General features: G+C 70.4%; 22 protein-coding genes. 2 read left to right on the plus strand and 20 right to left on the minus strand.

The annotated features are described in order from the left end of the window. Window positions 1-27 precede the first annotated feature (27 nt). Window positions 28-756 carry an ABC transporter ATP-binding protein gene (locus DEJ04_RS11580; protein ID WP_258367169.1) on the minus strand — a complete coding sequence of 243 codons (729 nt, stop codon included), beginning with the start codon at window positions 754-756 and terminating at the stop codon, window positions 28-30. Continuing rightward, complete coding sequence (locus DEJ04_RS11585) at window positions 753-1574, minus strand: ABC transporter permease (protein WP_111030339.1); 822 nt, start codon at window positions 1572-1574, stop codon at window positions 753-755. Before DEJ04_RS11585 ends, DEJ04_RS11580 begins: the two co-directional genes overlap by 4 nt. Before the next feature lie 168 nt (window positions 1575-1742). Between DEJ04_RS11585 and DEJ04_RS11590 the strand changes: the two genes are divergently transcribed. Both DEJ04_RS11590 and DEJ04_RS11595 read left to right on the plus strand, forming a co-directional pair. Further along, window positions 1743-3113, plus strand: coding sequence for a glycosyltransferase family 4 protein (locus tag DEJ04_RS11590; protein WP_111047154.1), 1371 nt, complete (start codon window positions 1743-1745; stop codon window positions 3111-3113). Beyond that, window positions 3110-4564, plus strand: a complete 1455-nt coding sequence (locus DEJ04_RS11595) for a glycosyltransferase family 2 protein (protein WP_111047155.1) — start codon at window positions 3110-3112, stop codon at window positions 4562-4564. Before DEJ04_RS11590 ends, DEJ04_RS11595 begins: the two co-directional genes overlap by 4 nt. Window positions 4565-4623: 59 nt before the next feature. On the opposite strand, the gene DEJ04_RS11600 is transcribed toward DEJ04_RS11595, so the two are convergent. The 18 genes from DEJ04_RS11600 to DEJ04_RS11685 all read right to left on the minus strand — a co-directional run bounded on the left by DEJ04_RS11600 (window position 4624) and on the right by DEJ04_RS11685 (window position 26514). Next, window positions 4624-5427 (minus strand): hypothetical protein, encoded by an 804-nt coding sequence (locus tag DEJ04_RS11600; protein WP_111047156.1) that lies wholly within the window; start codon window positions 5425-5427, stop codon window positions 4624-4626. Next, window positions 5424-5774 (minus strand): DUF2200 domain-containing protein, encoded by a 351-nt coding sequence (locus DEJ04_RS11605; RefSeq protein ID WP_111047157.1) that lies wholly within the window; start codon window positions 5772-5774, stop codon window positions 5424-5426. The genes DEJ04_RS11600 and DEJ04_RS11605 overlap by 4 nt, the downstream gene beginning before the upstream one ends. An 11-nt stretch (window positions 5775-5785) precedes the next feature. Beyond that, on the minus strand, window positions 5786-9265 hold the full coding sequence (gene dnaE / locus DEJ04_RS11610) for a DNA polymerase III subunit alpha (RefSeq protein ID WP_071245757.1): 3480 nt from the start codon (window positions 9263-9265) through the stop codon (window positions 5786-5788). 925 nt (window positions 9266-10190) lie between these two features. After that, on the minus strand, window positions 10191-11120 hold the full coding sequence (locus DEJ04_RS11615) for an RluA family pseudouridine synthase (RefSeq protein WP_111047158.1): 930 nt from the start codon (window positions 11118-11120) through the stop codon (window positions 10191-10193). Next, on the minus strand, window positions 11117-11758 hold the full coding sequence (gene lspA, locus DEJ04_RS11620; RefSeq protein WP_258371363.1) for a signal peptidase II: 642 nt from the start codon (window positions 11756-11758) through the stop codon (window positions 11117-11119). The genes DEJ04_RS11615 and lspA overlap by 4 nt, the downstream gene beginning before the upstream one ends. Window positions 11759-11805: 47 nt before the next feature. Further along, complete coding sequence (locus DEJ04_RS11625) at window positions 11806-12486, minus strand: DivIVA domain-containing protein (RefSeq protein ID WP_071405424.1); 681 nt, start codon at window positions 12484-12486, stop codon at window positions 11806-11808. Window positions 12487-12671: 185 nt separating this feature from the next. Further along, a complete protein-coding gene (locus DEJ04_RS11630; RefSeq protein WP_084741074.1) occupies window positions 12672-12968 on the minus strand; it encodes a YggT family protein in 297 nt (98 codons plus the stop codon). A 68-nt stretch (window positions 12969-13036) separates the two neighbouring features. Beyond that, window positions 13037-13621: a cell division protein SepF gene (locus DEJ04_RS11635; protein ID WP_071405422.1), complete on the minus strand. Its 585-nt coding sequence runs from the start codon at window positions 13619-13621 to the stop codon at window positions 13037-13039. A gap of 41 nt (window positions 13622-13662) precedes the next feature. Further along, on the minus strand, window positions 13663-14385 hold the full coding sequence (locus DEJ04_RS11640; protein WP_111047159.1) for a YggS family pyridoxal phosphate-dependent enzyme: 723 nt from the start codon (window positions 14383-14385) through the stop codon (window positions 13663-13665). A 7-nt stretch (window positions 14386-14392) separates the two neighbouring features. After that, entirely contained in the window at window positions 14393-15553 is a 1161-nt protein-coding gene (ftsZ, locus tag DEJ04_RS11645; protein ID WP_027465251.1) for a cell division protein FtsZ, read from the minus strand. 146 nt (window positions 15554-15699) lie between these two features. Beyond that, complete coding sequence (locus DEJ04_RS11650) at window positions 15700-16986, minus strand: FtsQ-type POTRA domain-containing protein (RefSeq protein WP_111047160.1); 1287 nt, start codon at window positions 16984-16986, stop codon at window positions 15700-15702. Continuing rightward, the gene (gene murC, locus DEJ04_RS11655) at window positions 16983-18404 is read right to left on the minus strand and encodes a UDP-N-acetylmuramate--L-alanine ligase (RefSeq protein WP_111047161.1); all 1422 of its coding nucleotides are present in this window, start codon (window positions 18402-18404) and stop codon (window positions 16983-16985) included. The genes DEJ04_RS11650 and murC overlap by 4 nt, the downstream gene beginning before the upstream one ends. After that, a complete protein-coding gene (gene murG / locus DEJ04_RS11660; RefSeq protein ID WP_071405419.1) occupies window positions 18401-19498 on the minus strand; it encodes an undecaprenyldiphospho-muramoylpentapeptide beta-N-acetylglucosaminyltransferase in 1098 nt (365 codons plus the stop codon). The genes murC and murG overlap by 4 nt, the downstream gene beginning before the upstream one ends. Beyond that, on the minus strand, window positions 19495-20760 hold the full coding sequence (gene ftsW, locus DEJ04_RS11665) for a putative lipid II flippase FtsW (protein ID WP_071405418.1): 1266 nt from the start codon (window positions 20758-20760) through the stop codon (window positions 19495-19497). Before ftsW ends, murG begins: the two co-directional genes overlap by 4 nt. Beyond that, window positions 20723-22258, minus strand: coding sequence for a UDP-N-acetylmuramoyl-L-alanine--D-glutamate ligase (gene murD, locus DEJ04_RS11670; protein WP_111047162.1), 1536 nt, complete (start codon window positions 22256-22258; stop codon window positions 20723-20725). Before murD ends, ftsW begins: the two co-directional genes overlap by 38 nt. Window positions 22259-22262: 4 nt before the next feature. Then, window positions 22263-23366 (minus strand): phospho-N-acetylmuramoyl-pentapeptide-transferase, encoded by a 1104-nt coding sequence (gene mraY / locus DEJ04_RS11675; protein WP_071405416.1) that lies wholly within the window; start codon window positions 23364-23366, stop codon window positions 22263-22265. Beyond that, window positions 23363-24871 (minus strand): UDP-N-acetylmuramoyl-tripeptide--D-alanyl-D-alanine ligase, encoded by a 1509-nt coding sequence (gene murF / locus DEJ04_RS11680; protein WP_111047163.1) that lies wholly within the window; start codon window positions 24869-24871, stop codon window positions 23363-23365. The genes mraY and murF overlap by 4 nt, the downstream gene beginning before the upstream one ends. Further along, window positions 24868-26514: a Mur ligase family protein gene (locus DEJ04_RS11685; protein ID WP_111047164.1), complete on the minus strand. Its 1647-nt coding sequence runs from the start codon at window positions 26512-26514 to the stop codon at window positions 24868-24870. Before DEJ04_RS11685 ends, murF begins: the two co-directional genes overlap by 4 nt. Between the last annotated feature and the right edge of the window lie 7 nt (window positions 26515-26521).

Genomic DNA, 26521 nt, shown 5'->3' on the forward strand with positions numbered 1-26521 from the left:
CAGCCTAGGTGCAGCGCAGGAGCACGCTCAGACGGTCGCCTCGTACGCCGACACGACCTTCTTGGTCGGGCCGATCATCTTCAGCTCGCCCTCGTTGAGCCAGGCGACCTGGTCGCACATGTCCTTGACGGTCCCCATGGAGTGCGAGACGAGGATGACCGTGCGGCCTTCGTCCTTCATCTCCTTGAACTTCGTCTGGCAGCGCTTGCGGAACGTCGCGTCGCCGACGGCCAGCACCTCGTCCACGACCAGGATGTCCGGCGTGACCGCGACGGCGACGGAGAACCCGAGCCGCACGTACATGCCGGACGAGTAGTTCTTCACCGGCTGGTCGATGAAGTTGCCCACACCGGAGAACGACACGATGTCGTCGAACTTCCGCGCCACTTCCTTGCGGCTCATCCCGAGGATCGAGCCGTTCAGGAACACGTTCTCGCGACCGGAGAGCTCGGGGTGGAACCCGGAGCCGACCTCGAGCAGTGACGCCTGCTTGCCACGCGCGGTGATCGAGCCCTCTTCCGGCCAGAGGATCTTGGCGAGGCACTTCAACAGCGTCGACTTGCCGGACCCGTTCTTGCCGATGAGGCCGAACGTCGATCCGTGCGGGACCTCGAACGACACGTCCTTCAGTGCCCAGAAGTCCTCGTGCACGGACTTCTTCCCGCGCATGACCATGCTCTTCAGCGAGTCGTTGCGCTCGTGGTACATGCGGAAGCGCTTGGAGACGTGTTCGACGGAGACGGCGGAGTCGTTCACAGGAGTTCAGCCAGCTTCTTCTCGTTGCGGGAGAACACGACGTAGCCGATCGCGAGCGAGGCGCACCCCGCGATGGCACACGCGACCAGGTCGGTCCAGTTCGGGAGGCGGTTGTCGTACATGAGGTTCCGGAAGACCTCGGAGAACCGCTCGATCGGGTTGAGCTTGTAGACGTGGATGATCCACGGGTGTCCGGCCTTGTTGGCGGCGTCCTCGACGAGCGAGAGCGGGTAGATGATCGGCGACAGGTACATCCACATCTGCAGTGCGATGCCGACCAGGTGCTGCATGTCGCGGAAGTGCACGTTGATGATCGAAAGGATCAGCCCGAGGCCGGCGGAGAACATGGCGAGGAACACCATCGTCAGGGCGATCAGCGGCAGGTAGAGCCAGAAGTTCGACCCGGCGATCGCGAGCGCGATGAGCAGCACCCCCATCTCCACCAGCCACGTGAACCCGAAGGACCCGACGGCCGCGAGCGGCAGGGTCATCCGCGGGAAGTACACCTTCTTGATCAGCGAGCCGTTGGCGACGATCGACGTCATGCCGGAGTTGATGACGTTGCGCGCGAAGATCCACGGCAGCAGCCCGCACATGAGCCAGAGCGGGTAGATGTTGAGCCCGCTGGGGTCGCCGACCTCGAGTCGCGCCCGGAAGATGAACGAGTACACGATCGTGTAGATCAGCATCGTCGCGAGCGGGTTGATCAGGGACCACAGTTGCCCGAAGACCGTGCGGCGGTACTTGCCCTTGACCTCGCGGGCGGTGAGGTTCGCCAGGAGTTCCCGCGACGACATGAGCTCGTTCAGGTACGTCATGCTTCGGGTGCAGGCTCCTCCGGGGCGCAACGCAGCGCTCCTCACAGGGATTCGGGGACGAGACATTCTCGCACAAAGGTTGCACTTGCCACGTTCGACTCGGTGACGCATGTCCGCTGCGGGTGCCGCGGAGACGAACACCTGGTGAAACCTGAGTAGGGTTGGTGGGTGATCGTCAGCTTCGCCAACCACTCCACCGCGCCGGTGAACCTCGGCGGGGCGGAACGGTCACTCATCCGCTTCGTGGAGGACTGGCAGGCGCAGGACCCGGCCATGACGCCGACCTTCATCACCAAGGCCCCGCGCGGCAAGTTCATCGATGCCCTCGACGAGCGTGGCTGGTCGTACGACGCGTTGCGGTTCCGCGGCTGGGCCCTGCCGAGTCCGCAGCCCGCGCCGGCTGCGGAACGCGCCGCCTTCGCGACCGTCGACTACGCCGCCGTGAACGCGATCATCCGGAAGTACGAGCGCGAGCGCCCGGACCTCGTCGTCACCAACACACTCGTCGCCCCGTGGGCGTCGTTCGCCGCCGCGGTCCTCGGGATCCCGCAGGCGTGGTTCGTCCGCGAGTACGGCGACCTCGACCACGGTCTGCAGTTCCAGACGGGCCGTGCGGGCGTCCTCGGCGACATCGGCCTGCTGTCCGGGGCCGTCGTCACCAACTCCGAGGCGATGCGCGAGCACCTGGCGCAGTACATCCCCGCCGACAAGCTCTCCGTCGCGTACCCGACGGTCGACACGAGCCGACTCCTGGCGACGAAGGACGACACGCCTGCCGTCACCCCCTTCCCGCAGGCAGAACCCGGCCTCCGGATCACGGTCCTCGGCCGCGTCGAGGAGTCCAAGGGTCAGCACCGCGTCGTCGACGCGCTCGGCGCGCTGCGCCGACGAGGCGTGACCGCGAGCGTCTGTTTCGTCGGGAGCTGGAAGCACCCGGGTGAGGACCAGCGGCTCACCGACCGCGCCCGCGCGCTCGGTGTCGCCGAGCACGTCGTGTTCGCTGGCGAGCAGCACACGCCCGCGCCCTTCATCAAGGCGGCCGACGTCTGCGTCACACCGTCCACCATCGAGGCCTTCGGTCGCACCACCGCCGAGTACATGGCGCTCGGCAAGGCCGTCGTCGCCACGCGCCAGGGCGGCAGCGCGGAACTCGTGGAGCCCGGTGTGACCGGCGCGCTGGTCGATGCCGAGGACACGAACGCCCTCGCCGACGCCCTCGCTGCGTACGCGGCCGACCCGGACACGGCCAGGAGGCACGGTGCGGCTGCACCGGAACGCCTCGTCACCGTCACGGGTTCGGGCCACGACAACGCGGCGGCCATCGCACGCTTGGTCGCGCTGGTCGGCACCGAGGGCTACCGGCTCCCCCAGGCGGCGCGCTACTGGTTCGAGCTGCCCGGCGCGTACGCCTCGCTCGGTGCGACGAGCGCCAGAGCCGCCGTCGGACTCCTCGCGAGCCGCGCGCGATCCCGCTCCGGGGCCGTCGGTCGACTCCTCGCCCGGCCGGGCGTCGTCGTCCGGAAGCTGGCTCGGCGATGACGCGCGACCGTCGTCCGGTCACGATCGTGGTCCCGATCTACGACGATCTCCCCGGTCTCGAGCGCTGCATCGAGGCACTGCTCGAGACGGTGGACTTCGCCGTCGACCGCGTGCTCCTGGCGAACGACATGGGCCCCCGCGTCGACGCGATCGAGGCCCGGGTGCTCGAGCTCGTCGGTGACCACAAGGGGTTCGAGTACACCCGCAACAGCCGCAACCTCGGCTTCGTCGGCAACTGCAACCGGGCGGTCCTCGAGCTCGACCGCACGGGCAACGACGTCCTGCTCCTCAACAGCGACACCGTCCCGATGCCGGGGTTCCTGGACGAGATGACCGCGGTCCTGGCCTCGGACGACTCGATCGGCGTCGTGTGCGCGAGGAGCGACAACGCCACCATCGCGTCCTTCCCCTACGCGCGGCGGAACCCGCGCGCGAGCCTCGCACCGCGCCGCACCCGCGAGCTGCACGGCCGGACGAAGTACCTGCTCCCGCGGCACACGGTCTCCCCGGTGGCGATGGGCTTCTGCTTCCTCATCCGGCGCGAGATGGTCGACCGCTTCGGGTTGTTCGACGACGTCTTCTCCCCCGGCTACGGCGAGGAGAACGACTTCTGCCTGCGGATCAACGAGCACGGCTTCACCTCGGTGTTGGCGAACCGCGCGTTGGTCCTGCACACGGGCTCGACGAGCTTCAGCGGGGATCGCGGTCCCTCGCTCCGGCTCGAGCACGAGCGGATCCTGCTCGAGCGCTACCCCTTCTACGGCGGCGCGATCGCGCTCTTCCTCGCCCGGTACCGTGACGCCGTCGACGTGTTCGCCGATGCGTTCCTGCCCGACGACGACGTCGTCCGCGTGGCGCTGCACCTCCCGGCCGACCTGACCGACGAGGTCATCGCCCGGACCCGCAGCACCCTCGCTGCAGCGCCGGATGACGTCGTCGTCACGGTCATCGTCGCGAAGTCGCAGATCCGGGACGCCCGTGAGGCGTTCCCGGGCGCTGCGATCGCCGTCGGGGGCCGGCCACGGCAGATCTTCGACGTCGCGGTCGCGCTCGGCGCCCTGACCACGTTCGCGCAGCTCTCCGCGCTCAACGCCAACGCTCCCCGCTGGATCCTCGTCGACCCCGTGTCGCAGGACGTCCGGTGGTCACACGCGGTCGCGAACCACCGTGCGTCGGCGATCGACCGCATCCTGCGCCGCTTCGAGAACCAGAGCACGAGCTGGCGCGACGGGGACGACCTCGTCCGGCTCGTCCGCACAGCCGCCGCGAACGAGATCGACCCGGCGTCCCTGCGTGCTCGCTGGCATGCGGTTTCGGACATCGCCGAAGCGACCGGCCTCCTGGTGCACCGCGCGACGGTGTCGGTCCGACGCCTCGCCGCGCTCACGTTCGGTGCGCGCAACCCGCGCATCGTCGCCCGCCTCCGCGCGATCGCCGGCCGCGGCGCCTGAGCGACGACCGACGAGCGGACGGGAGGCCCGTGGCGGCGCCGCCACGGGCCTCCCGTCCGTCACGCGAGTGCGTCGACGACCGCGCGGTGTCGCGCGATGCCGGCCACGTCGAACGCACCGAGCAGGTGCAGCGTGGCGATCCGGAACACGAGGGCGCGCAGGAGCAACTGCCGCCACTCGTGTTCGCCCTCGCCAAGATCGTCGAGGCGGTCGACGGGCACGCCGTGCCAGCAGACCGCGTCGACCGCGGCGATCGCGGCTCCCGTGCCGGCCGGACGCCAGTACGGTGGCCAGTCGATGATCGCGGGCGCGAGTCCCTCCGCGAACAGGACGTTGCCGAGCAGGTCCCCGTGGATCAACTGCGCCGGCGCGTGGACGGGACGGAACGCCGCGGCCACGCGGTCGAGGGTCGGGTCGGTCGGCAGTGGTGCCTCGCCCCAGGCCATGCGGTCCGCGCGACGCCACGGGTCGTCGGTCTCGGGGTCGGCCGTCCGGAGGAACGCGGGGCACCCGACGTCGGCGACCGCGCGGTGGAAGGCCCGACCCGCTCGGATGACGTGGTCGACACGGGTCTCGTCAGCGACCCCGGCGACGAACTCCCACGCCTCCCACTCCCCGCACCGCCAGGCACCGGCGCGAGTGGGCACCGGTCTCGGCGTCCGGAACGCCGACGTGTGGCCCAGCTCCGCCAGCACCGCAGCGCGCCAGTCCGTCACGAGCGCACCGTCGTGGGGCCGGAGGACGATGTCGCCCGCCCGCCAGGAGCGGCCGCGGCCGCCCACGAGTGGCACCGGTGTGGCTGCTCCCGCACCGAACGCGGCGAGCACTCCGGGATCCGGTGGTGCCGGCTGGCCGTCGGTCACGCGGTCCGGAGGATCTTCGCCATCGGCCGGCCCTTGGCGACCTCGTCGACGAGTTTGTCGAGGTACCGGATCTGCCGCATGAGCGGGTCGTCGAGCTCCTCGATCCGCACCCCGCAGATCACCCCGGTGATGAGCGGGGCGTTCGGGTTGAGGTGCGCGCCGGCGAAGAAGTCCTCGAACGTGGTCCGGTCGGCCAGGTGCTGCGCGAGCGCCCGGTCGTCGAAACCGGTCAACCACTCGATGACGGTGTCGAGCTCTGCCTTCGTGTGGCCCTTCCGCTCCACCTTCGCCAGGTAGTGCCCGTAAACGTCCGCGACGGGCGTCCCGAAGATCCGGTGACCGGCCATGGCCGCTGCTCCTACACCAGGCAGCGGGGTCCGAGCAGGCTCTTCAGCTCGCCGAACAGGTCGGGGGTCAGGTTCACCGGGAACGGCAGCTCGAAGGTGCGCGCGACGTCGTCCTTGAGCAGCTTCAGCCGGACCTCGGTGTCACCCTGGTGGCGGCCGAGCACGGCGGCGAGTTCCGTCACCGTGGTCGTCGTGGCCTGTCGTTCCGGAAGGGACAGGGTGAGCGGGCCGGAGCCCATCGCGTCGCCGACGTTCGGCTGGAACATGCTCACCGCGTGCAGGGCCTTGCCGTCGTCGCGGACGTTGACGCGGCCGCGCAGGACGACGATCGAGTCGGGCACCAGGGACGGGCCGAACTCCTGGTACGTCTTGCCCAGGAACATCACGCCGATCTGGCCGCCGAAGTCCTCGATGTCGACGATGCCGTACGGGTTGCCGCTCGTCTTCGCCACCCGGTGCTGCACGCTCGTCAGCAGGCCGGCGACGGTGACCGTCTCGCCCTCGATCGAGTCGTCGGCGGTGAGCAGGTCGGCGATGGTGATCGACTGGTGCTTCGCGAGCTCGATCTCGAGCCCGGCGAGCGGGTGGTCGGACACGTAGAGCCCGAGCATGTCCCGCTCGAACGCCAGCTTGTCGCGCTTGGACCACTCCGGACGGTCCGGCACCTGGGACACCGCGGCACTCGGGGCGTCCTCGGCGGCCTCGGCGAAGAGCGAGTCGAAGTCGAACCCGACGTTGCCGTGGGCCTCGTCGCGCTTGACCTTCACCGCGCCCTCGACCGCGCCCTCGTGGATCTCCACCAGGGCTCGGCGGGTGTCGCCGAACTCGTCGAAGGCACCGGCTTTGATGAGCGACTCGACCGTGCGCTTGTTCGCCGACGAGATCGGGATCTTGCGCAGGAAGTCGTGGAACGACTCGAAGGCGCCCTTCTCGGTCCGCGCCTTGACGATGTCGTCGACGACGTTGAACCCGACGTTGCGGATGGCACCCATGCCGAAGCGGATGTCGTCGCCGACTGCGGCGAAGAAGCCGATCGACTCGTTGACGTCCGGCGGCATCACCTTGATGCCCATCCGGCGGCACTCGTTCAGGTAGAGCGCGAGCTTGTCCCGGGCGTCGCCGACGCTCGTCAGCAGCGCCGCCATGTACTCGGCCGGGTAGTGCGCCTTGAGGTACGCGGTCCAGAAGGACACCACACCGTAGGCCGCCGAGTGCGCCTTGTTGAACGCGTAGTCGGAGAAGGGCAGCAGGATGTCCCACAGCGTCTTGATCGCCGCGTCGGAGTACCCGTTGTCCTTCATGCCCTGCTGGAAGCCCGCGTACTGCTTGTCGAGCTCGGACTTCTTCTTCTTGCCCATCGCGCGGCGGAGGATGTCCGCCTGGCCGAGGGAGAACCCGGCGACCTTCTGCGCGATGGCCATGACCTGCTCCTGGTAGATGATCAGGCCGTAGGTCGTGCCGATGATGTCCTTGAGGGGCTCCTCGAGCTCCGGGTGGATCGGCGTGATCGGCTGCTCGCCGTTCTTGCGGAGCGCGTAGTTCGTGTGCGAGTTCGCACCCATGGGCCCCGGGCGGTACAGGGCGATGAGCGCGGAGATGTCCTCGAAGTTGTCGGGCTTCATCAGCCGCAGCAGGCCACGCATCGGCCCACCGTCGAGCTGGAACACACCGAGGGTGTCGCCGCGCTGCAGGAGCGCGTACGCCTCGGGGTCCTCGAGCCCCATGTTCTCGAGGTCGAGCTCGGTCCCCCGGTTCGTCTTGATGTTGTCGAGGGCGTCACTGATGATCGTGAGGTTGCGGAGCCCCAGGAAGTCCATCTTGATCAGGCCGAGCGACTCTGCTGCCGGGTAGTCGAACTGCGTGACGATCTGGCCGTCCTGCTCCCGCTTCATGATCGGGATGATGTCGATGAGCGGATCGCTCGACATGATGACGCCGGCCGCGTGCACGCCCCACTGGCGCTTCAGCCCCTCGAGCCCGAGTGCGGTGTCGAAGACGGTCTTCGCCTCCGGGTCGGTCTCGACCACGGTGCGGACGTCGACGGCTTCCTTGTAGCGCGGGTGGTCCTTGTCGAAGATCCCGGTGAGCGGGATGTCCTTGCCCATCACGGGCGGCGGCATTGCCTTGGTGAGCTTCTCGCCCATGCCGAACGGGAACCCGAGGACGCGCGAGGAGTCCTTGAGCGCCTGCTTCGCCTTGATCGTGCCGTACGTGACGATCTGCGCCACGCGCTCCGACCCGTACTTCTCGGTGACGTACTTGATCGCCTCACCGCGGCGCCGGTCGTCGAAGTCGACGTCGAAGTCGGGCATCGAGACGCGGTCCGGGTTGAGGAACCGCTCGAAGATCAGGCCGTGCCGGATCGGGTCGAGGTCGGTGATGCGCATCGCGTACGCCACCATCGAGCCGGCGCCGGAGCCACGACCCGGACCGACGCGGATGCCGTTGTTCTTGGACCAGTTGATGAAGTCCGCGACCACCAGGAAGTAGCCCGGGAACCCCATCTGGTTGATGATGCCGACCTCGTAGTCGGCGCGGTCCTGCACCTCTTTCGAGATGCCGTCCGGGTACCGGTAGTCCAGGCCCTTCGCGACCTCTTTCTCGAACCAGGAGTGCTCGGTCTCGCCCTCGGGCACCGGGAATTTCGGCATGTAGTTGGCCGAGGTGTCGAACTCCACGTTGCAGCGTTCCGCGATGAGCAGCGTGTTGTCGCAGGCCTCGAGGTTGTCGCGGAAGACGTGCCGCATCTGCGCCGGGGTCTTCAGGTAGAACTCGTCGGCGTCGAACTTGAAGCGGTTCGGGTCGTTGAGGGTCGAGCCGGACTGCACGCAGAGCAGTGCCGCGTGCGACTTGGCGTCGTGGGCGTGCGTGTAGTGCAGGTCGTTCGTGCCGACCAGCGGGATGTCGAGGTCCTTCGCCAGGCGGATCAGGTCGCTCATGATCCGGCGTTCGATCTCGAGGCCGTGGTCCATGACCTCGGCGAAGTAGTTCTCCTTGCCGAAGATGTCGCGGTAGTCGGCGGCGGCCTGCACCGCTTCGTCGTACTGGCCGAGGCGCAGGCGCGTCTGGATCTCCCCCGAGGGGCAACCCGTCGTGGCGATGATCCCCTCGTGGTACTCCTGCAGGAGCTCGATGTCCATACGGGGCTTGAAGTAGTAGCCCTCGAGCGACGCCTTGGACGACAACCGGAACAGGTTGTGCATGCCCGTGGTGTTCTCGGCGAACATCGTCATGTGCGTGTACGAGCCGGCGCCGGACACGTCGTCGCCCCCGCCGTCACCCCAGCGCACACGGGTCTTGTCCGAGCGGTGCGTGCGGGGCGTGATGTACGCCTCGGTCCCGATGATCGGTTTGACGCCACCGGCCTTGGCGGCCTTCCAGAACTCGAAGGCGCCGAACATGTTGCCGTGGTCGGTCACCGCCACGGCGGGCATCCCCTGCGCGGCGGTCTCCGCCACGAGGTCGGAGAGCCTGGCGGCACCGTCGAGCATCGAGTACTCGCTGTGCACGTGCAGGTGGACGAAGGAGTCGGAATCCGACACGGAACCTCCGGTTCGTACGGTGTGCTGCGGGGTGGGAACAGCCTAACCGCGGCCGCCCACATTCCCGCGCGCGTCGGGGCGGACGGGAGGCGCGGGGCGGGGCCGCACCGTGCCTCCAGGCCGGCATCGGGTCGCGACGCGCGCGGGGCGCCACGCCGAGGGGGCAGGACACGCCGCAGGCAGGCCGCCGCGGGTGCAGAAAGCGTCGCCTGGCGGCGCCCCAGCCGACAGTTCGCGCCCCCTCGGCGCAAGCGCCCGGGCGTGCCGGACGGGAGGCCCGGGGCGGGCCCGCAGCGCGCTTCCAGACCGGCACCGGGTCGCGACACCCGCGGGGCGCCCCGCCGAGGGCGCAGAAAGCGTCGCCTGGCGGCGCCGCAGCCGACAGTTCGTGACCCCTCGGCGCAGGCGCCCGGGCGCGTCGGTCTGGACACGCGCGGGGCGCCCCGCCGAGAGAGCAGGACACGCCGCACGCGCTCCCCCGCGGGCACACAAAGCGTCGCCTGGCGGCGCCGCAGCCGACAGTTCGTGACCCCTCGGCGCAACGGCCCGGGCACGGCGGACGGGAGGCTCGGGGCGGGCCCGCAGCGCGCCTCCAGACCGGCACCGGGCCGCGACGCGCGCGGGGCGCCCCGCCGAGAGGGCAGGACGCGCCGTACGCGCTCCGCCGAGGGCACACAAAGCGTCGCCTGGCGGCGCCGCAGCCGACAGTTCGTGACCCCTCGGCGCAAGCCCCCGGGCGCGGCGGACGGGACGCGCGGCGCCCCGCCGAATGGGCAGGACACGCCGCACGCCGACCGCCGCGGGCGCAGAAAGCGTCGTCTGGCGGCGCCGCGGCCGACAGCTCACGACCACTCGGCGCAAGCACCCGGGCGCGTCAGAGCGACGCACTCCGGATCTGCTCGAGCGCTGCCTGCAGGTCGTCCGGGTACTGCGCCTCGAACGACACCCACTCGCCCGTGCGGGGGTGGTCGAAGCCCAGCCGGACGGCATCGAGCCACTGGCGCGTCAGCCCGAGCTCGGCCGCCAGCACCGGGTCGGCGCCGTACATCGTGTCCCCGACGAGCGGGTGGCGTGTGGCAGCCATGTGCACCCGGATCTGGTGGGTGCGCCCGGTCTCCAGGTGCACCTCGAGCAGGGTGGCGGCCCGGAAGGCCTCGAGCGTCTCGTAGTGGGTGACGCTCGGCTTGCCCTCCGACGTGACCGCGAACTTCCAGTCGCTCGACGGGTGCCGCCCGATGGGGGCGTCGATCGTGCCCGAGGTCGGGTCGGGGTGGCCCTGCGCGAGCGCGTGGTAGACCTTCTCGACCGTGCGCTCCTTGAAGGCCCGCTTCAGGTGCGTGTACGCCAGCTCGGTCTTCGCGACGACCATCAGGCCCGAGGTCCCGACGTCGAGGCGGTGCACGATCCCGGCGCGTTCGGCGGCGCCGGAGGTCGCGATGGTGAACCCGGCGGCGGCGAGGCCCCCGGGCACGGTCGGCCCGTCCCACCCCGGCGAGGGGTGCGCGGCGACGCCGACGGGCTTGTCCACGACGACGATGTCCTCGTCGTCGTGCACGATCGTCATGCCCGGCACGGTCGCCGGCACGATGCGCGGCGGCTCCTTCGGGGTCCACTCGACCTCGAGCCACGAGTCGGCGTGCAGCCGGTCCGACTTGTCGACGGGGACGCCGTCGACGCGGACGCCACCGGCTGCGACGACGTCGGCCGCGAACGACCGGCTGAAGCCGAGGAGCTTCGCGATGGCGGCGTCGACGCGCTCACCGGCGAGCCCGTCGGGCACGGGAAGAGAACGCGATTCGCTCACGTGGCGTCGTGGCCCAGCGTGTCGCGACGGTCGCGGTCCTCCGGCCTGGAGGCGCGGGTCGGCTCGTCGAGAGCGGCATCGGCCGACGAGAACGCGGCCCCACCGTCGAGCGGCTCCGCCGCGTCGACCGGCTGCGCCGCGTCGAGCTGAGCCTGTCGCTTGGCCGAGAGCGTGCGGGTGCCGTCGAGGTTCACGCCGAGGATCACCAGCAGCACGAAGACCACCATGCTGATGCAGATGAAGGAGTCGGCGACGTTGTAGATCGCCGGCATCATCCACGGCGTCGAGATGAAGTCGACGACGTGGCCCCGGCCGAAGCCGGGCTCACGGAAGAGCCGGTCGAGCAGGTTGCCCAGCGCGCCGCCGAGCAGCATGCCGAGCACGATGGCCCACCACATCGACCGGATGCGACGCGAGTACACGATGATCGCGACGACGACCGCGGCCGAGATGACCGAGAACACCCAGGTCATGTTCACCGCGAACGAGAACGCGGCTCCCGGGTTCCGGACGTACAGGAACTGCAACGCCCCGCCCAGGACCGGGACGGGGGTGCCGTAGGGCAGGTTCGCGACGACCAGCGTCTTGGCGACCTGGTCGAACGCCACCACCACGACAGCGGCGAAGGCCAGTGCCACGATCGCGCGGACACTGACCTTCGCTCGTGATGCTGGTCGCGACAACGTCAGTTGCCGAAGCCCTGCGCCGAAGCCGGCGCCGGGGTGAGACCGGACTGCTCGCCCGAGGTGTCGAGCTCGGAGAGCTGACCCTGGATGTAGCTCTTGAGCTGCGCACGGTAGTCGCGCTCGAAGGTACGGAGCTCGTCGATCTTGCCCTCGAGCTGGCGCTGCTCCTGCTCGAGCACCGCGACACGCTGACGGTTCGTGTTCTCGGTGTCGGCGATGATCTGGCGCTGCTTCGCCTCGGCCTCGGAGACCAGGCGAGCCGCCTGGGCGGTGCCCTCGGCGATGAGCGCGTCGCGCTTCTCGATGCCCTCGCGGACGTGCTCCTCGTGGAGACGACGCGCCAGGGTCAGGAGGTTCGTGGTGCCCTCGGTGTCCTCGTCGGCGGGGACCGTCGTGGCCGGAGCCGCCGCGGCGACCGGAGCGGGCTCCGGTGCTGCCTCGACCGGGGCCGGGGTGGGCTCCGGCTCGGCTGCGGGAGCGGGCTGCTCGGCCTGCGCCGGCTGCGGGGCCGACTCGGCCGCCTGCAGGCGCTGGCGGAGCTCGTCGTTCTCCGCGGTCAGGCGACGGAGCTCGACCACGACCTCGTCGAGGAAGTCGTCGACCTCGTCCTGGTCGTAGCCCTCGCGGAACTTCGTCGGCTGGAACCGCTTGTTGACTACGTCTTCCGGCGTCAAAGCCATTGCCGTCACCTCAATAGAACTGCTGAACGTGTGGAACCGCGTGCGGTGCGACCGAATCTACCAGTCGTACCGTGCGGTGCGGATGCGCCGCCGGAGCGGGCATCGATCCCGACCACCGTACACCGACGATGGGGCGGAACCGTGACCTGCGCCGGGCGTGGCGCGTGTCGCGGACGGGAGTCCGCTCAGATACCGCGTGCCAGAGCGGCGACCACGAACCGGGCGATGATGACGACGAGCATCACGATCGTCCAGCCGAAGTCGAGCGCCACCGGCCCGAGGCGGAGCGGCGGGAGGACCCGTCGCACCGCTCGGATGGGCGGATCCGTGACCGTGTAGACGAACTCGGACACCACGAGCATGCCCCCGCGCGGCCGCCAGGAACGGTTGAAGCTCTGCACGAGGTCGAGCGCGAAGCGCCCCCACATCACGAAGAAGTACAGGAGCAACGCGAGGGAGATGATCCCTAGGATCACGGACACGATGGGGCTCGCTCGTCTCGGGCGAGCGTCGTCAGACGACGCTCAGGGGCGGGTGTGCCGGGTACGGCTCAGGACTGGGCGAAGAAGTTCGCCTCGATGTCGGACTCTACCTCAGCGGGCTCACCGCTCACTGCGACGTGGGCCGGCGACAGGAGGAAGACCTTGTTCGTGACGCGCTCGATCTTGCCGAACAGGCCGAGCGACAGCCCGGAGGCGAAGTCGATCATGCGTCGGGCGTCACCCTCGGTCATCTGCGAGAGGTTGATGATGACGGGGATGCCGTCGCGGAAGCTCTCGGCGATGGACTGGGCGTCCTTGTACTCGCGCGGGTGGACGGTGAGGATCTCGTTCATTTCCTGGACCGGGGTCGCCTTCTGTGCGGTCGTGTGCGAGCGGCGGAGCGGAGTGACCTGGGCGCCGCGCTGGTGGGTGTGCGTCTTGGTGGGAGCCGGCGCCGCTGCGGGAGCGGCCGCCGGGGCTGCTGCCGCGGCAGGGGCTTCCTGCGGTTCGGCGGGCGCCGGAGCAGCCGCTGCGGCCTGGCGAGCAGGGGCTGCCTGCTGGCGCGCGGGCTCGGCCTGCTGCTCGTCCTCGTAGTCGAGTTCCTCATCGGCGAGGCCGAGGTAGACCATCGTCTTCTTCAGCGGGTTGGCCATGGTTCCTCCGGGGTTCGTGCTCGTGGTGCCCTGCAACGAGGCTAGGGTGCGGGCGGCCGGTTTCCCGTGATTGCGGTGCCGATCCGCAGGTGTGTCGCGCCCTCGAGGATCGCCTCGGCGTAGTCCCCGCTCATGCCGGCCGAGATGTCGGTGGCACCGGGCTCGAGCGACACGACCCGTTCGGAGATCGAGCGGAGTCGGGCGAAGGCGGCTCGGGGCTCCTCGTCCAGGGGCGCGACCGCCATGACACCCCGCAGTCGGATGGTCCCGGTGGCCAACACACGGGTCACCATCGCCTCGACGTCGTCCGGCTGCACTCCGCCACGGCCAGGGTCGTCGGTGAGGTTGACCTGCACGAAGCCGTCGATGACCGGGGGCTCCGGCTCGGCCTCGGTCGGGGCGAACGCGTCGACGACGGAGCCACGGTCGAGCGACTGCACCACCTGGGCGTACCGCCGGGCCTGCCGGGCCTTCTTCGACTGCAGCTGCCCGACGAAGTGCCAGGTCAGGCCGAGGTCGGCCAGTTCGGCGGCCTTCGCCTGCGCCTCCTGGTGGCGGTTCTCCCCCACGTCCGTCACGCCGAGTGCGGCGAGCTCGCGCACGAGCGCCGCCGGGTGGTACTTCGTGACGACGACGAGCGTGAGTTCGTCGGGCGAGCGCCCTGCGGCGCGCGCCGCGTCCTCGATGCCGCTCCGGACGGACGCAACGCGCGCCTCCAGTCCGTCGTCGTGAGACGAGGCCTGGAGGCGCGTGTCGGCTACCAAGGGTGGGTTACTTCAGGAAGTCGGGGACGTCGAGCTCGTCGTCGTCGTCGAACGCCGGGTCGGCGGCGCGCTGCACCGGCGGCTGGTGCTCCTGCGAGGCCCAGGACGGGCTCGACGTGGTCGAGTCCTCGATCGCGCCGGTCGAGGCGGCGACGGGCGCCGCTGCGCTCGACTCCGGGTCAACGTAGCTCGAGCGACGTTCCTTCTGCTGCTGGGCCGGCTCGCCACCGTCGAAGCCCGCGGCGATGACGGTCACGCGGACCTCGTCGCCCAGGGTGTCGTCGATGACCGCACCGAAGATGATGTTCGCCTCGGGGTGCACGGCTTCCTGCACCAGTCGCGCGGCGTCGTTGATCTCGAAGATGCCGAGGTTCGAGCCACCCTGGATCGACAGCAGCACGCCGTGCGCACCGTCGATGGAGGCCTCGAGCAGCGGCGACGCGACGGCGAGTTCGGCCGCCTTGATCGCACGGTCGGCGCCGCGCGAGGAGCCGATGCCCATGAGCGCCGAACCCGCACCCTGCATGACGCTCTTGACGTCGGCGAAGTCGAGGTTGATCAGGCCCGGGGTCGTGATGAGGTCGGTGATGCCCTGCACACCGGCGAGGAGGACCTGGTCGGCCGTGGCGAACGCCTCGACCATGGAGATGCCGCGGTCGCTGATCTCGAGCAGGCGGTCGTTCGGGACGACGATGAGCGTGTCCACCTCGTCCTTGAGGCCCGCGACGCCGTTCTCGGCCTGGGACTGGCGGCGCTTGCCCTCGAAGCTGAAGGGCTTCGTGACGACACCGATGGTCAGTGCGCCGATGGACTTCGCGATGCGCGCGACGACCGGTGCGCCACCGGTGCCGGTTCCGCCGCCCTCGCCCGCGGTGACGAACACCATGTCGGCGCCCGCCAGGGCCTCTTCGATCTCCTCGGCGTGGTCCTCGGCGGCACGACGGCCGACCTCGGGGTCCGCGCCGGCACCGAGGCCGCGGGTGATCTCGCGGCCGACGTCGAGCTTGACGTCGGCGTCGCTGAGCAGCAGTGCCTGGGCGTCGGTGTTGATCGCGATGAACTCGACCCCACGGAGACCGAGCTCGATCATGCGGTTGACGGCGTTGACGCCGCCGCCGCCGACACCGACGACCTTGATGACGGCGAGGTAGTTGTGGTTCGTGGTCACGTCAGTCAGGCCTCCGGTAGAACCCTCAACCTCTACTTGAAGTTCAGGGGCAATGCTGGTAGATGTGGTGCTGGCTCCGACGCTACGGGTGCGTTCGGCGCAGTGTCGCCCCGCCACGCCGCGTGTCGCCGATCAGGTCCGGCAATTCAGTCCTTGGCGCGGATCACGCCGTTGTCCGGTGCCGAGACGTCGTACTCGACGACGACGCCGGGGTTCCGCGCCGCGTGGTCCTTGACCAGTGCGGCGAGCAGTTCCGCCTTCGCGTCCGAGTCGTCCGGGCTCCCCCACACGACGGTCGAGCCGTCCTTGAGCGTCAGGGTGACGTCGTCGGCCGTCGACCCGGCGACGCGCGTCACCTGGGACCGGACCGTCGAGGGCAGCGCCAGCACGACCTCGGTCATGGTGCGGAAGCTCGAGGACCCCAGACGCGCACGGGCGATGTCGGCGAGCGGCATGGTCGCCGGGCGCTTCGGCGACGACTGGACGACGATGCCCGCGGGGTCGACGAGGTCGAAGGTGCTGCCGGAGCGCACCGCGACCACCGGCGTGCGCTCGGTCACCGTGACGACGAGCGTGTGCGGCGGGGCCTCTTCGGTCACGTAGCTCTCGATGAGCGGGAACCCGGCGACGTCCCGCTTGATCGCGTCGAAGTCGAGCCGGGCCAGGGGCGTGCCGATCTGGTCGGACAGCGCCTGGCGCAGCGCGGACTCGTCGACCCGGTTCGTGCCCTTGACCTCGATCGTGCGGAGCGCCATCAACGGGGAGAACACCGCGACGAGGATCGAGACCCCGAGCACCAGGACGACGCTCGCCGCCGTGATCCACGCGGCGCGACGGTGCCGGCTGCGCCGGGTGAACCGGCGGACCTCGGCACGCTCGAGCAGCCGGCGGCGCCGCTTCGCGATGCGCGCCTCGCGGGCGGTCTCGGCAGCGCGCACCCGCGCCCCGATGGGCGCCTCGGCGTGCTGGTCGGTCCGGGAGGCACTGCCCGCGTCGAGCACGTCGGTCACGGTCGCGTCGCGGTCGGCTCCACCGCTCGAGGCCGCTCGGCGTTCCGCGTCGCGACGGTCGGCCTCCGGGTCCCGGTGGTCCTCGTTCGGGGTGTACTCGCGCAGGCGGTCGGCGACGGTGGAGAGCCCGGCGCCGAACCGGCGTCCGGCCGCGCCGGCGAACGCGCCGACGCGGTCCCGGTGCGGACCCGACGTGTCGGCGGCGGGCCGGTCCGCGGGGGTGGGCTCGGCGGTGTCGGCGACCGTCTCGTCGACCGGGGCGTCCGGGGCGGACGCGGGACGGGCCTCCCGGTCGTCGGCGACGCGTCCGCGGAACGGCAGCCGCGGCTTCGAGGGACCACGACGCTGCCGGGGCGCTTCCGCAGCCTCGGCCGGGGCGTCCCTGCGGGCGTCCCCCTCGTCGAACCCCTCGGGGCGCTTCACCGGGACGACGCTCCGTCGGTGCCCAGGGCGCCGAGCACCTGCGGGATGATCCGGTACACGTCGCCGCAGCTGAGCGTCATGATGATGTCGCCGTCACGGGCGACCGCGGCCGCGCGGGCCGCCGCTTCGTCCCAGTCGGGCAGGAACTCGACGCGGGACTGGTCGGCGAAGCGCTCCTGCACCAGGGCGCCGGTCACGCCGGGCTCCGGGTCCTCGCGGGCGCCGTAGACGTCGAGCACGACCGTGTGGTCGGCGAGCTCCTCGTACACCTTGGCGAAGTCGCCGGCCATCAGGCGGGTGCGCGAGTACAGGTGCGGCTGGTGGATCGCGATGATGCGACCGTCGCCGACGACGTTGCGGGCGGCCTTGAGCGCCGCGGCGACCTCGGTCGGGTGGTGCGCGTAGTCGTCGTAGACCGAGACGCCGCGCTCGACACCGTGCAGCTCGAAGCGGCGCTGGGTGCCACCGAACGCCTCGAGCCCGCGGACCGCGTCGGCCGGGGCGACGCCGAGGCCGGTCAGGACTGCGAAGGCGCCGACGGCGTTGATCGCGTTGTGGCGGCCGGGCACGCGGAGGGTCAGGTGGTACGCCTCGCCACCGGCGCGGAAGTCGACCTCGACACCGGCCGACTCGGTGATGCCCTCGATGCGGACGTCCGCGTCGACGGCCTCGCCGAACGTGACGATCTCGGGGGCGTCGGCGCGCTGGCGGATGCCGGCGGTGACCGTCTTCGCACCGGCGTCGTCGCTCGAGATGACGACGCGCTCGCTCGCCTTCGCGGCGAACTCGACGAAGGCCTCGGTGAAGGCCTCCTCGCTGCCGTAGTGGTCCAGGTGGTCGGCGTCGACGTTGGTGATCAGTGCCACGGCGACGTCGTAGAGCAGGAACGAGCCGTCGGACTCGTCGGCCTCGACCACGAAGAGGTCGCTGGACCCCGGGGCCGAACTCGTGCCGAGGGACTGGATGACGCCGCCGTTGACGAAGCTCGGGTCGAGGCCGAGCTCGACCATCGCGGTGACGATCATGCCGGTCGAGGTGGTCTTGCCGTGCGCACCCGCGACCGCGACCAGACGGTGCTCGGCGATCAGGGCGGCGAGGGCCTGCGAGCGGTGCAGCACCGGCAGACCGCGGCGCTGCGCCTCGAGGAGCTCGGGGTTGTCGGGCCAGAGCGCGCTCGTGACGACGATGGTGTCGGCCTGGCCGACGTTCGCGGCGTCGTGACCGATGTGCACGGTCGCGCCGAGGTCGCGCATCGTGCCGGTCGTCTCCGTCTCGCGGGAGTCGCTGCCAGTGACGCGGTGCCCGGCGGCGAGGAACATCCGGGCGATCCCGCTCATGCCCGCGCCGCCGATGCCGACGAAGTGCACCGTGCCCAGGTCGTCCGGGATCGGCTGGGTCAGGTCCGGCTTGATGGTCATCGTTCCTCCGTGGTGCTGGGGGCCTGCTTCGCGGCGTCGAGGACCAGGTCGGTCATCCGGTCGGCGCCGTCGCGGTGGCCGACGCTGCCCGCCCGCACCGTCATGTCCGCGATGCGGGAGCGGTCCTGCAGGATGCTCAGCAGCTGGAACGTCACCCAGTCCTGGTCGAATTCCCCGTCCGCCACCAGGACGGCTCCCCCGGCGTCGACGACGTCCTTCGCGTTGTGGCGCTGCTCACCGTTGCCCACCGGGTACGGCACGAGCACGCTCGGCAGCCCGACGGCGGTCAGCTCGCACACCATCCCGGCACCGGAGCGCGACACGACGAAGTCGCTCGCCGCGTACGCCAGGTCCATCCGGTCGCAGTAGGGCAGCACGTGGTAGCCGTCGAGGTCGCTCGGGCCGATGTCCGACGCGGCGCCCACGACGTGCAGGACCTGCCAGCCGGCACCCACGATGGCGGCGGCGGACTTGTTGATCGTCCGGTTGATGCTCCGTGCGCCCGAGGAGCCACCGGTCACGAGCAGCACGGGCCGGTCCGGGTCGAGCCCGAACTCGGCGAGCCCCTCGGCCCGGACGGCACGGCGGTCGAGCGACTCGATCTCGCGACGGAGCGGCATGCCGACGACGCGGCCGTGACGTAGGCGCGTGTTCGAGAAGGTGAGGCCGACGTGCTCGGTCAGGAAGGCGGCGAGGCGGTTCGCCAGCCCGGGCTTCGCGTTCTGCTCGTGCACGACGATCGGGGTGCCGGTGCGGCGGGCGGCGATGTACGCCGGAGCGGCCGCGTAGCCACCGACACCGAGGACCACCTCGATCTCGTGGTCGCGGATGATCTGCTCGGTCCGCTTGACCGCCGCCGCGAACCGCTGCGGGAAGCGCAGGGCGGCTCCGTTCAGCTTCCGCGGGAACGGCAGGCGCGGGATCGTCAGCAGCTCGTAGCCGCGCATCGGGACGAGACGGGACTCCAGGCCCTCGGCGGTGCCCAGCACGAGCACCTCGGCGCCCGGCTCCCGCTCCGTCAGCCGGTCGGCGACCGCGAGCAGGGGGTTGACGTGGCCGGCGGTGCCGCCGCCGGCGAAGAGGTACTTGCTCACCGCAGTGGTCCGTTCGTGGAGGTCCGGCCGAGTGGGGCGTTCGTCAGGCCGGGGTCGTTCTTGCCGGGCAGGTCACGGGCGAAGGAGAGCACGACGCCGATCGCCACCAGGGTCATGATGAGGGCCGAACCACCGGCCGAGATGAGTGGCAGGGGCACACCGAGGACGGGCAGCAGGCCGAGCACGACGGCGATGTTGATGAGCGCCTGGCCGATGATCCACGCGAGGATGCCACCGGTGACGGTCTTCACGAAGGGGTCGCGGGACTGCCGGATGATCTTGATCATGCCGACGGCGAGCACCACGAACAGGCTGAGCACCACGACGGCGCCGATCAGGCCGAGCTCCTCGCCGATGATCGCGAAGATGTAGTCGTTGTCCGCCTCGGGCAGCCACGACCACTTCGCCTTCGAGTTGCCGAGGCCGACGCCGAACACGCCGCCGGACGCGAGCGCCCACATGCCGTGCACGGGCTGCCAGCAGATGTCCTGGTACTGGCTGGTGTCGGTGCATCCCGACAGCCAGGCGCTGATGCGGGTCGAGCGCGAGGCCGAGGCCATCGTCACGAAGGGCAGCATCACGGCGAACGCGCCGAGGCCGACGAGCAGGTGCCGGGCGCGGACGCCGCCGATGTACAGCGCGCCGAACACCAGGATGAGCATGACCATCGCGGTGCCCTGGTCACCGCCGAGGACGACGAGCCCGAGCGAGAGCATCGAGGCGATCCCGATCGGGATGAACACCTCTTTCCAGTCGTCGAGCTTGTCCCGCTTGACGTAGATGATGGCGCCGATGCCGAGCACCAGGCCGAGCTTCACGACCTCGGACGGCTGCGCGGTGAACGACCCGAGTTCGATCCAGTTCCGGTTGCCCTGGATGTCGATGCCGAGCGGGGTGAACACGAGCAGCTGCAGGACGAGCGCCGCACCGAGCAGCCGCATCGCCCACTTCCGCCAGATCCGGGTCGGGACCCGGCTGGCGATGAGCATGAGCGGCACGCCGAGCACGGCGTACAGGCCCTGGCGGGACGCCGCCCCGAAGAAGTCGTGGGTCGCCGCGTACTCCTCGACGCTCGACGAGGACAGCACCATCACGACGCCGAAGACGACGAGGAACAGCGTGACGCCGAGGATCGTGTAGAAGGTGCTGGACTCCGCGACGAAGACGTTCTTGACGGCGACGATCGCGCCGTTCGTCCGTCGTGGGGTCGTCGCGGTCCGGCCGTTACGGCTGTTCGGAAGATCCGTCGGTGTCGTCGCCATCGACTTCTCCTCCCAGGTGCTCGTTGACCGCGGCTGCGAAACGCTGCCCCCGGTCGGCGTAGGAGCCGAACTGGTCGAACGACGCAGCCGCCGGGGCGAGGAGGACGGTGTCGCCCGGCCTCGCGACCGATGCGGCATGCCGGACCGCCTCGCGCATGACCTGATCAGTGTCCGTCGTCTCGACCTGGAGCACCGGGACCGTGGACGCGTGTCGCGCGAATGCCTCGAGGACCGGGGTCCGGTCGGTGCCGATGACCACGACGGCGCGGACGCCGGGGCCGAAGCGCTCGACCAGCCCGTCGACGTCGACGCCCTTGAACAGACCGCCGACGATCCACACCACGGTGTCGAACGACGCGAGCGACGCGGTGGCGGCGTGCGGGTTCGTGGCCTTGGAGTCGTCGACCCAGGTGATGCCGTCCGCCTGGGCGACGAGCTCGGTGCGGTGGTGGTCGGCGCGGAACGCCCGGACGGCCGACTGGATGGCGCTCGGCTGGACGGTGCCGGCACGGGCCAGGGCAGCGGCGGCCAGGACGTTCATGGTCATGTGCGGGCTGGCGAGCCCGGCGGCCTCGAGGTCGGCGATGGTCGACAGCTCGAGCGCGCTGTTGCGGCGGTCCTCGTTGAAGGCCCGGTCGCACAGGACGTCCTCGACGATGCCGACGTCACCGGGAGCGGGGACGCCGGGGGTGAAGCCGACCGCACGGCAGCCCTCCACCACGTCGGCCTCCTGCACCATCTGCCGGGTGGCCTCGTCCGAGGTGTTGTAGACGCACGCCATCACGGTGCGCTCGTAGACCTTGGCCTTCGCCGCGCGGTACGCCTCGGCGGAGCCGTGCCACTCCAGGTGGTCGTCGGCGATGTTGAGGCAGGCGCTCGCGAGCGGCACCACGGCGCCGTCACCGGACGTCGCCGCGTAGTGCAGCTGGTGGCTCGAGAGCTCGACGACGAGCACGTCGTAGCCGACCGGGTCGCGCACGACGTCGAGCACCGGCACGCCGATGTTCCCGCACGCGACGGCACGCAGGCCGCCGGCCTCGTACATCGCGGTCGTGAGCTGTGTCGTCGTCGTCTTGCCGTTCGTGCCCGTGATCGTGATCCAGGGGGCCGCGACCGGGCCGCGGACGACCTTGTCGCGCACACGCCAGGCGAGCTCGATGTCGCCCCAGACGGTGCTGTTCGTCACCGACCACTGCACGGTGGCGTTGTGCGGGGGCAGCCCCGGCGACACGATGACCACGTCGGGTGCCTGCTGCACGAGGGCGTCCGGCACGGTGTCGAGCGGCGCCTGCAGGAACCGGGCACCGATCACGTCGAGCAGCTCGACGCTGTCGGCGGGGGCGTCGGACGAGTAGACCGTCACCTCGCTGCCGAGCTCCACGAGCGTGTCGGCGACCGAGAACCCGGTGGCCCCGAGGCCGAGGACGGCGACGTTGAGCCCCTTCCACCCCTCGGAGTACCAGCTGTCGAGGGACTGGAGGCGGGACGGCGAGGACACCGGGTCAACCAACGCGTGCGATCCATTCGAGGTAGAAGAGTCCGACCCCCGCCGCGACGAAGAGCCCGGCGATGATCCAGAAGCGGACGACGACGGTCACCTCGGCCCACCCCTTCAATTCGAAGTGGTGGTGCAGCGGACTCATCAGGAAGATGCGCTTGCCGTGGGTGATCTTGAAGTAGGCCCGCTGCAGGATGACGGAGCCGGTGACGATGAAGAACAGGCCACCGATGAGGATGAGCAGCAGCTCGGTGCGGCTGAGGATCGCGAGGCCGGCCAGGGCACCGCCGAGGCCGAGCGACCCGGTGTCACCGAGGAAGATCTGCGCCGGCGAGGTGTTGTACCAGAGGAACCCGATGAGCCCACCGCAGACCGCGGCCGCGACCACGGCGAGGTCGAGCGGGTTCGAGACGGTGTAGCAGGCGTGTGCGGTGTTCGAGTCGAGCCGTGCCCCGCCGCAGATCTGGTTCGACTGCCAGAAGCCGATGATGACGTACGAGCCGATCGCCAGGATGCTCGACCCGGTGGCCAGGCCGTCGAGCCCGTCGGCCACGTTCACGCCGTTCGACGTGGACACCGTCAGCAGGACGATCCAGGCGAGGAACAGCACGGTGCCGATGACGGTGCCGAGCGCCATGAAGTCGAGCCACGGCACGTCGCGGATCGCCGAGATCATCGTGGACGCCGGCGGCTTGCCGTTCGACGTGGGCACGACCAGGGCGATCGTCGCGAAGATGACGCCGACGATGACCTGGCCGAGGATCTTGGCCCAGCCGCCGAGCCCGAGGCTCCGCTGACGACGCACCTTGAGGAAGTCGTCGATGAAGCCGACGAACCCGAGCCCGACCATCAGGAACAGCACGAGCAGGCCGGACAGCGTGATCGAGTCGCCTCCGATCAGGTGGCCGACGAAGTACCCGATCACCGCACCGATGATCAGGACGATGCCGCCCATGGTGGCGGTCCCGCGCTTGGTGTGGTGGGACTGCGGACCGTCGTCACGGATGAACTGCCCCCACCCGAGACGGTGGAAGAGCTTGATGAAGGACGGGGTGAGCAGCAACGTGAACACCAGCGACGTGGCGCCGGCGATGAGGAGCGCGATCATTCGGTGACACCTCCGAGGCGGTCGCCGAGGAATCGCAGTTCGGCAGACTTCGAGGACTTGACGAGGACGACGTCGCCGGGGCGGAGCATCTCCTGCATGGCACGGACGGCGTCGTCGACGTCCTCGATGTACACGGACTCGCCGTCCCACGATCCCTCGAGGGTGGCGGCCTGGTGGATGGGCATCGCGCCGCGGCCGACGACCACGAGCTGTCCGATGCCGAGGCGGACGACGAGCCGACCGATGCGGTCGTGCTCCTCGACGGAGTACTCACCGAGCTCGGCCATCTCACCGAGCACGGCGACGGTCCGCTCCCCCGGGCGCACGATCTGCGCCAGGGTCCGCAGCGCCGCCGCGGTGGAGTCGGGCGACGCGTTGTACGCGTCGTTGATGACGGTGACGCCCTCGGGGCCGCCCTGGAGCAGCTCCATGCGCCAGCGCTCGGCGCGCGTCATCGACGCGAGCGCCGCGGCGCCGTCGGCGAGCGGGACGCCCCACAGGTGGGCCACGGTGAGCGCGGCGGACGCGTTCATGGCGTGGTGCTCACCCAGGATCGCGAGGCGCACGTCGACGTGATCCGGGCCCCCAGACAGGGTCGCGTCCGTCGGACGGTCGCCTTCGTGGCGGACGGGAGGCGCGGTGAGTGTGAAGCGGGTGCCGCTGCGGTCCGTCTCGATGCCGGTGATGCGGTAGTCGGCCTCGGCCGACGTGCCGAAGCCCACCACCCGCGCGGCCGTCAGGTCGCGCATCGACGCGACGCGGTCGTCGTCGACGTTGAGCAGGGCCGTGGCGGTCTCGGGCAGGTCGGTGACCATCTCGGACTTCGCGCGCTGCGTCGCCTCGATGCCGCCGAACTCGCCGGCGTGCGCGAGGCCCACCTTGAGGACGACGCCGAGGTCGGGCTCGGCGATCGAGACGAGCTTGGCGATGTGGCCGACGCCGCTCGCGCCCATCTCGACCACGAGGTACCGGGTGTCGTACGTCACTCGGAGCATCGAGATCGGTGCGCCGACGTGGTTGTTGAACGAGCCCTCGGGCGCGACGGTCGCGCCGTGCTGCTCGAGGATCGTGCGGAGCATGTTCTTCGTGCTCGTCTTGCCGTTCGAGCCGGTGATGCCGACGACCCGCAGGGGTGCCGGGCGACCGTCGGCGTCGACGCGGTCCGCGGTGCTCATCCGGACGCGCGTGACGACCTCGTGCGCAAGCGCGGCGAGGGCCTCGTACCCGTCGGCGACGACGATCTGCGGCGCGGTCGTGTCCACGCGCTCGGGCGTGATCACCAGGGCGGCACCGGCGTCGACCGCTGCGGGCACGAAGCGTCGGCCGTCGGTGACCTCACCGGGGAGGGCGAAGAAGACGCTGCCGGGGCGGACCAGGCGGGAGTCGGTCTCGACCGAGCCCTCGACGACCAGGTCGCCGGGCTCGGCGACGTCGGTCGCCTGCGCGCCGCCGATCAGCTCGCCGCCGACCGCGGTGGCGATCTCGGCGAGGGTCATGGCGATCATCGGACGTCCTCCGCCGGACCGGAGTTCGGCTCCCAGCCGGCCTCGCGCAGGGCCACGCGGGCCTCGTCGCGGGCGGAGTACGGCGTGCGGACGCCCTGGATGTCGCGGTAGTCCTGGTGACCCGGGCCGGCCCAGAGGATCGAGTCCCCCTCGCCGACCAGGCTCACGGCCGTGCGGATGGCGGCCTCGGGCGGGCTGACCTCGTGGATCTCGTGGTCGGGGTACGCCGCACGTGCGGCGTCGACCAGGGTCTTCCGGATCGACGCGGCGTCCTCGAAGCGGGGGTGGTGGTCGGTGACGACGAGGATGTCGCTGCCGGCCGCGGCCACGCGGGCCATGTCGCCGCGCTTCGTGGTGTCGCGGTCGCCGTCGGCGCCGAACAGCATCAGGACCTTGCCGGAGGTGAACTGCCGGACCGCGGCGAGGGTGTTCTCGAACGCGTCGGCGCTGTGGCCGAAGTCGACGTAGACGCTCGGGCCGTGCTCGCCGGAGACGCGCTCGGTGCGGCCGGGCAGGTAGCACTCGATGGCGGAGACGCGGTGTGTGTCGCCGTCACGCTCGCTCGCGTCGTCCTCGTCGGGGTAGCGGCGGTGGTTGCTCTCCAGCGCGTGCGCGATGGCACCCAGCTCGAACCCGCCCTCGACGAGCATGACGATCGCGAGTGCCGCGTTCGCCGCCATGTGCCATCCGATCAGCGGCACACGGGTGGTCAGTTCGCGGCCCTCGGGGCCGGTCAGACGGAACTCGGTGTAGGCGGCGTGCGCCTCGACGATGTCGACGTGCCACTCGGCCTCGACGTCGGGGTGCACGGTGATCGTGGTGACCGGGATGCGGGAGTCCTGCACCACGCGGTGGCCCCAGTCGGTGTCCAGCGAGACGACGCCGCGACGGGCGTGCTCGGGCTGGAACAGCGGGAGCTTCGCCTGGTAGTACTCCTCCATGTCGGCGTAGTCGTCGAGGTGGTCGTGCGACAGGTTCGTGAAGGCCGCGACGTCGAAGACGATGCCGTCGACGCGGTGCCGGCTGAGGGCCTGGGCACTGACCTCGACGGCGACCGCGCGGACCTCGCTCTCGCGCATGCGTGCGAGGAGCGCGTGCATCTCGCTGGCCTCGGGCGTGGTCAGGCGGCTCGTCACGCTGAGCGAACCGATGTGGCGCTCGGCGGTCGAGCTCAGGCCGGTGACCAGGCCGAGCTGCTTGAGGATGCCCTCGAGGATGTAGGACGTGCTCGTCTTGCCGTTCGTGCCGGTGACGGCGAACAGCTGCGGCAGGTCGGTGGCCTCGTCGGGGTGCGTGCGGTACACCCACGCCGCGACGTCGCCGAGGGCGGCGCGGGGGTCGTCGACGACGAGCACCGGCAGCCCGGACGGCTCGACCAGTGCGACGCCGTCCTGGTCGGTCAGGACGGCGACGGCGCCGCGCTCGGCGGCCTCCGTCGCGAACTGTGCGCCGTGCCGGTTCGCACCGTGCACGCCGACGAACAGGTCACCCGGCTGCACCTCGGTGGCGCTCAGGGTGACACCGGTGGTCTCGATGCTGTCGACCGAGCCGACGACTCGCAGACCGAACGCGTTGGCGAGTTCGGAGACGGCCCTCGGGGTCGGGTGTTCGGGTCGGAGGACCGGGGGGATCCGTGCGGACAAGTGTTCC

Source organism: Curtobacterium sp. MCLR17_044 (assembly GCF_003234435.1).
GTDB lineage: Bacteria > Actinomycetota > Actinomycetes > Actinomycetales > Microbacteriaceae > Curtobacterium > Curtobacterium flaccumfaciens.

Coding starts and splice junctions, on each gene's coding strand:
- DEJ04_RS11595 (WP_111047155.1), top strand. CDS start 3,110: ATGACGCGCGACCGTCGTCCGGTCACGATCGTGGTCCCGATCTACGAC.
- murC (WP_111047161.1), bottom strand. CDS start 18,404: ATGACCATCAAGCCGGACCTGACCCAGCCGATCCCGGACGACCTGGGC.
- dnaE (WP_071245757.1), bottom strand. CDS start 9,265: ATGCTCGACGGTGCCGCCAGGCTCTCCGACCTCGTGGCGGAGACCGCC.
- ftsW (WP_071405418.1), bottom strand. CDS start 20,760: ATGGCGACGACACCGACGGATCTTCCGAACAGCCGTAACGGCCGGACC.
- DEJ04_RS11625 (WP_071405424.1), bottom strand. CDS start 12,486: ATGGCTTTGACGCCGGAAGACGTAGTCAACAAGCGGTTCCAGCCGACG.
- DEJ04_RS11585 (WP_111030339.1), bottom strand. CDS start 1,574: ATGACGTACCTGAACGAGCTCATGTCGTCGCGGGAACTCCTGGCGAAC.
- mraY (WP_071405416.1), bottom strand. CDS start 23,366: ATGATCGCGCTCCTCATCGCCGGCGCCACGTCGCTGGTGTTCACGTTG.
- DEJ04_RS11635 (WP_071405422.1), bottom strand. CDS start 13,621: ATGGCCAACCCGCTGAAGAAGACGATGGTCTACCTCGGCCTCGCCGAT.
- DEJ04_RS11605 (WP_111047157.1), bottom strand. CDS start 5,774: ATGGCCGGTCACCGGATCTTCGGGACGCCCGTCGCGGACGTTTACGGG.
- murF (WP_111047163.1), bottom strand. CDS start 24,871: ATGATCGCCATGACCCTCGCCGAGATCGCCACCGCGGTCGGCGGCGAG.